General features: G+C 72.1%; 4 protein-coding genes and 2 pseudogenes. All 6 read left to right on the top strand.

The features are described 5' to 3' along the window. The first annotated feature begins 153 nt into the window (after nt 1-153). On the top strand, nt 154-702 hold the full coding sequence (gene nuoI / locus AC2W7G_RS08265; RefSeq protein WP_485868010.1) for an NADH-quinone oxidoreductase subunit NuoI: 549 nt from the start codon (nt 154-156) through the stop codon (nt 700-702). Further along, a complete protein-coding gene (locus AC2W7G_RS08270) occupies nt 699-1,634 on the top strand; it encodes an NADH-quinone oxidoreductase subunit J (RefSeq protein ID WP_485868011.1) in 936 nt (311 codons plus the stop codon). The genes nuoI and AC2W7G_RS08270 overlap by 4 nt, the downstream gene beginning before the upstream one ends. Continuing rightward, nucleotides 1,631-1,923: pseudogene (gene nuoK / locus AC2W7G_RS08275) on the top strand (NADH-quinone oxidoreductase subunit NuoK). Before AC2W7G_RS08270 ends, nuoK begins: the two are co-directional and overlap by 4 nt. A 10-nt stretch (nt 1,924-1,933) precedes the next feature. After that, the gene (gene nuoL, locus AC2W7G_RS08280) at nt 1,934-3,805 is read left to right on the top strand and encodes an NADH-quinone oxidoreductase subunit L (RefSeq protein ID WP_485868012.1); all 1,872 of its coding nucleotides are present in this window, start codon (nt 1,934-1,936) and stop codon (nt 3,803-3,805) included. A 7-nt stretch (nt 3,806-3,812) separates the two neighbouring features. Then, complete coding sequence (locus tag AC2W7G_RS08285) at nt 3,813-5,348, top strand: NADH-quinone oxidoreductase subunit M (RefSeq protein ID WP_485868013.1); 1,536 nt, start codon at nt 3,813-3,815, stop codon at nt 5,346-5,348. Then, nucleotides 5,348-5,544: pseudogene (locus tag AC2W7G_RS08290) on the top strand (NADH-quinone oxidoreductase subunit NuoN); the annotation flags it as partial. The gene AC2W7G_RS08285 and the pseudogene AC2W7G_RS08290, both read left to right, overlap by 1 nt.

Raw genomic sequence — 5,544 nt, forward strand, 5'->3', positions numbered from 1 at the left:
CGCTGCTGCCGATCACCGACGCCGACGAGGCCGTCGAGCACGACGCCTGGGCCGGTGGCTACCCCGTGCCGCCGCCGGTCGCCCCGCACGCCCCGACCCGGCCGTGGACGCAGACGTCCATCGCCCACCACGCCCGCGACAGGGAGGACTCCGATGCCTGACGACGCGAGCCGCACGCTGAAGGAGACGCTGTGGGACCCGGTCGCCGGGTTCGGCGTCACCTTCCGCACGATGTTCAAGAAGACCGTCACCGAGCAGTACCCGTTCGAGAAGCGGCCGACGGCGCCGCGCTTCCACGGTCGGCACCAGCTCAACCGCTGGCCGGACGGACTGGAGAAGTGCGTCGGGTGCGAGCTGTGCGCGTGGGCCTGCCCGGCCGACGCGATCTACGTCGAGGGCGCGGCCAACACCGCGGACGAGCGGTTCAGCCCCGGCGAGCGGTACGGCCGCGTCTACCAGATCAACTACCTGCGCTGCATCCTGTGCGGGCTGTGCATCGAGGCGTGCCCGACCCGCGCGCTGACCATGACGAACGAGTACGAGCTGGCCGACGACGACCGGGCCGCGCTCATCTACACCAAGTCCGACCTGCTGGCGCCGCTGCTGCCGGGCATGACCGAGCCGCCGCACGACATGCTGCTGTCCGACGACCACCACGACTACTACACCGGGGCCGGGACGAGGCCGGGTGAGGACGCATGACCGCGTTCTGGGTGCTGGCGCCGTTCATGGTGCTGGCCGCGCTGGGACTCGTCCTGGCCCGCAAGGCGGTGCACGCCGCGCTGTGCCTGGCCGTCGTGATGATCTCGCTGGCGGTGCTCTACGCCGCGCAGGGCGCACCGTTCCTGTTCGCCGTCCAGATCGTCGTCTACACCGGCGCGATCATGATGCTGTTCCTGTTCGTGCTCATGCTGGTCGGCGTCGAGTCGGCCGAGAGCCTGACCGAGACCATCCCCGGCCAGCGCGTCGGGGCGGTGCTCGTGGCCGTCGTGTTCGGCGCGCTCGGCGTCGTCGGGGTCGCCCAGTCGGTCAGCGGCGCGGTCGTCGGGCTGGACGAGGCCAACGCGGGCGGCAACGTCGAGGGGCTGGCCGCGCTCATGTTCGGCCCCTACGTGCTGGCCTTCGAGGCCACGGCCGCGCTGCTCATCACCGCCGTGCTCGGCGCGATGGTGCTGGCCCACCGCGAGCGGCTCGGTCGCCGGCTCACCCAGCGCGAGGTTGCCCAGGCCCGGATGCAGGACTACGCGCGCCACGGCACCCACCCCGGGCAGCTGCGACGCCCGGCGTGTTCGCGCGGCACAACGCGGTCGACACCCCGGCCCTGCTGCCCGACGGCTCGGCGCCGAGGAGTCCGTGCCCGCCCCGCTGCGGGCCCGCGACCAGGTGCGTCCGGCCGACCGGGCCGAGGTCGACGCCGTCGTCCGCGAGCTCGAGACCGGACCCGTCGTCGGGGAGGAGAGGGACCGATGACCGAGCGGAGCGAGGTCACCATCGGCACGGTCGCGGGCGGACGTCCGTACCGTGCTCTTCCCACGGAGGTGCGCCCCGTGACCGAGCGGAGCGAGGTCACCATCGGCACGGTCGCGGGCGGACGTCCGTACCGTGCTCTTCCCACGGAGGTGCGCCCGCGATGACCGAGTATGTGGCCCTGTCGATGCTGCTGTTCACCATCGGCGCGCTCGGCGTCCTGGTGCGGCGCAACGCGATCATCGTGTTCATGTGCGTCGAGCTCATGCTCAACGCCGCGAACCTCGCGCTCGTCTCCTTCGCCCGGCGCCACGGCGACCTGGACGGCCAGCTGGCGCCTTCTTCGTCATGGTCGTCGCGGCCGCGGAGGTCGTGATCGGCCTGGCGATCATCGTGTCCATCTACCGCACGCGCCGCTCGACCTCGGTCGACGACGCGAGCCTGCTGAAGGCGTGAGGTGCCGGTGGTGAACGACGTCCTCGACACCGCGTGGGTGCTCGTCGCCCTGCCGCTGGCCGGTGCCCTGCTGCTGCTGACCTGGGGCAAGGAGAGCGACCGCTTCGGGCACTGGATCGGCACCGCCGCCTCGGCCGCCTCGTTCGTCTGGGGCGTCGTGCTGTTCGTCGTCCTGGTCGGGCGCGACGCCGAGGAGCGCTCGGTCACCACGACCCTGTTCACCTGGTTCGACGCCGGACGCGTGCGGGTCGACATGGCGCTCACCTACGACCAGCTGTCGGCCCTGTTCGTGCTGCTCGTCACCGGCGTCGGCACGCTCATCCACGTGTACTCGATCGGGTACATGGCCCACGACCCGCGACGCCGGCGCTTCTTCGCCTACCTGAACCTGTTCGTCGCGGCGATGCTGACGCTCGTGCTGGGCGCGGACTACCTGGTGCTGTTCCTGGGCTGGGAGGGCGTCGGCCTGGCGTCGTACCTGCTCATCGGGTTCTGGCAGCACAAGCCGTCGGCCGCGTCGGCGGCGCAGAAGGCGTTCGTCATGAACCGGGTGGGCGACCTGGGCATGGTGATCGCGATCGCGCTCATGCTGGCCCACCTCGGCACCACCGACATCGGCCGGGTGGCGGCCGGCGTGCCGGCGCTCTCGGACGGCGTCGTCACGGGCCTGGGCCTGCTGCTCCTGCTCGGCGCGTGCGGCAAGTCCGCCCAGGTGCCGCTGCAGGCCTGGCTGCTGGACGCGATGGAGGGCCCGACGCCCGTCTCGGCGCTCATCCACGCCGCGACCATGGTGACCGCGGGCGTCTACCTGATCGTCCGCTCCGGCGCCATCTTCGACGCCAGCGAGGCGCCGGCCGCGGTCGTCGCGGTCGGCCTCGTGACGCTCCTGGCCGGTGCCGCGATCGGCTGCGCCAAGGACGACATCAAGAAGGCGCTGGCCGGCTCCACGATGAGCCAGATCGGCTACATGACGCTCGCCGCGGGCCTGGGCCCGGCCGGCTACGCGTTCGCGATCTTCCACCTGGTCACGCACGGCTTCTTCAAGGCCAACATGTTCCTGGGCGCCGGGTCGGTCATGCACGGCACGGACGACGACGTCGACATGCGCCACTACGGCGCGCTGCGCACGGCCATGCCGATCACCTTCGCGACGTTCGCCGCCGGCTACCTGGCGATCATCGGCTTCCCGGGGCTGTCGGGCTTCTGGAGCAAGGACAAGATCATCGAGACCGCGTTCGGCTTCAACGTCTGGGTGGGGCTGGGGACGCTGCTCGGTGCCGGGGTCACCGCCTTCTACATGACCCGGCTCATGGTCATGACCTTCCTGGGCGAGCGGCGCTGGCGCGAGGGCGTCCACCCGCACGAGTCGCCCCGGGTCATGACCGTCCCGCTGGTCGTCCTGGCGGCGCTGTCGGTGCTCGGCGGCGTGCTGCTGCTCGGCCACTGGATCACCGACTGGCTGGCGCCGGTCGTCGGCGAGACCCACCACGAGGAGCTGCCCGTGCCCGCGATCGTCCTGACCCTGCTCGTGCTCGTCGTGGTCGCCGCCGGCGTCGCGCTGGCCTGGGCCACCTACGGACGCCGCGAGGTCGCCGACGACGCACCGGCCGACCACGAGGTCGGCTGGTGGACGCGCGCGGCCCGCCGCGAGCTGTACGGCAACGCGGTCAACGACGCGCTCGTCGTGCGTCCGACCGGGCAGCTGGTGCGCGGGGTGACCGCGTTCGACCGGCACGTCGTCGCCGGGGCGTGCAGGGGGTCGCGACGGCCTTCCGCGACGCCTCGCACGGGCTCGGCCGGTTCCAGACCGGCTTCGTCCGCTCCTACGCGCTGGTGCTGTTCGGCGGGGCCGCCGCCCTGGCCGCGGCCCTCCTGGCGGTGACGATCGCATGATGCTCACCGCCCTGGCCCTGCTGCCCATCGTCGGCGGCCTCGTCCTGGCCCTCGCCCCGCGCGGTGACTGGGGTCGCTGGTTCGCCGTCGCGGTCACCGGCGCGACCCTCGTGCTGTCGCTGGTCGTGCTGGCGCGCTACGACGTCGACGCCGGCGGCATGCAGCTCACCGAGGAGCGCACCTGGATCGAGCCGATGGGCGTCCACTACGCGCTCGGCGTCGACGGGCTCGGCCTCACCCTCGTCCTGCTCACCACCGTGCTCACGCCGTTCGTGGTCCTGGCCGCGCTGCGCGACCGGCTGCCGGCCTCCGAGGGCGCGTCCCACGGCTACCTGGCCTGGATGCTCGTACTCGAGGGCCTGGCCATCGGCGTCTTCTGCGCGACGGACGTGTTCCTGTTCTACGTCCTGTTCGAGGCCACGCTGGTACCGATCTACTTCCTCATCGGCAGCTACGGCACGGCCGGCCGGGGTCGCGCCGCCATCGGCTTCCTGGTCTACAACCTGGTCGGCGGCCTGGTGATGCTGGCCGCCGTCGTCGGGCTGTACGTCCTGTCGGCCGACGCCGGCGAGCCGTCGTACCTGCTGAGCGACCTGCAGGGCCTCGACCTGGGGGTCTGGACCGAGCGGCTGCTGTTCCTCGGCTTCTTCCTGGCCTTCGCGATCAAGGCGCCGCTGTGGCCGCTGCACACCTGGCTGCCGGACGCCGCGGGTGCGGCCACCCCGGCCACGTCGGTGCTGATGGTCAGCGTCATCGACAAGATCGGCACGTTCGGCATGATCCGGTTCTGCCTGGGGCTCTTCCCGGGGGCGTCGGAGTGGGCCAGCCCGGTCGTCATGGTGCTGGCGGTCGTCAGCATCCTGTACGGCGCGCTGCTGGCGATCGGCGCGGACGACCTGCGTCGCCTGGTGGCCCTCACGTCGGTCTCGCACTTCGGCTTCATCGTGCTGGGCGTCTTCGCGCTCACCACGACGTCCATGGCCGGCTCGGTGCTCTACATGCTCAACCACGGGCTCTCGACGGCCGTGCTGTTCCTGGTGACCGGCATCATGATCGCCCAGCGCGGCTCGGCGGACGTCGCGGCGTTCGGCGGCGTCCAGCGCATCGCCCCGATCATGTCCGGGATGCTGCTGGTCGGCGGCCTGTCGAGCCTCTCCCTTCCCGGCATGGCCCCGTTCGTCTCCGAGCTGCTGGTCATCGTCGGCGCGTTCAGCCGCGAGCCGGTGATCGGCGCGGTCGCCGCGCTCGGCATCGTCCTGGCCGCGGTCTACGTGCTGCGGCTGTACCGGCGCACGATGTCCGGACCGCTCTCGCCGGACGTCGGCGGCATGCACGACCTCGGCACCCGCGAGGTTGCGGCGCTGAGCCCGTTCGTCGTGCTCATTGTCGCGCTCGGGTTCTACCCGCAGCCGCTGCTCAACGTCATCGAGCCGGCCGTCGACGAGGTCTCGCACGTCGTCGGCGTCGGCGACCCCGAGCCGCGCACCCCGGCCCCGGTCGCCCAGGCCGAGCCGCACGAGGAAGGCCACTGATGCGCACCGCCGACATCCCCGCGCCCACGCTCGAGTGGGACCTGCTCGCCCCGCTGATGGTCGTCGGCGCGGTCGCGGTCGTGGCCGTGCTGCTCGAGGCGTTCGTGCCCCGAGGCCCGCGGTTCGTCGTCCAGGCCGTCGTCGCCGTCGGCGGCGTGGTCGCCGCGCTCGGCACCACGGTCTGGACCGCGACCCG

Source organism: Aeromicrobium sp. PFPM2_SD2 (genome assembly GCF_057364525.1).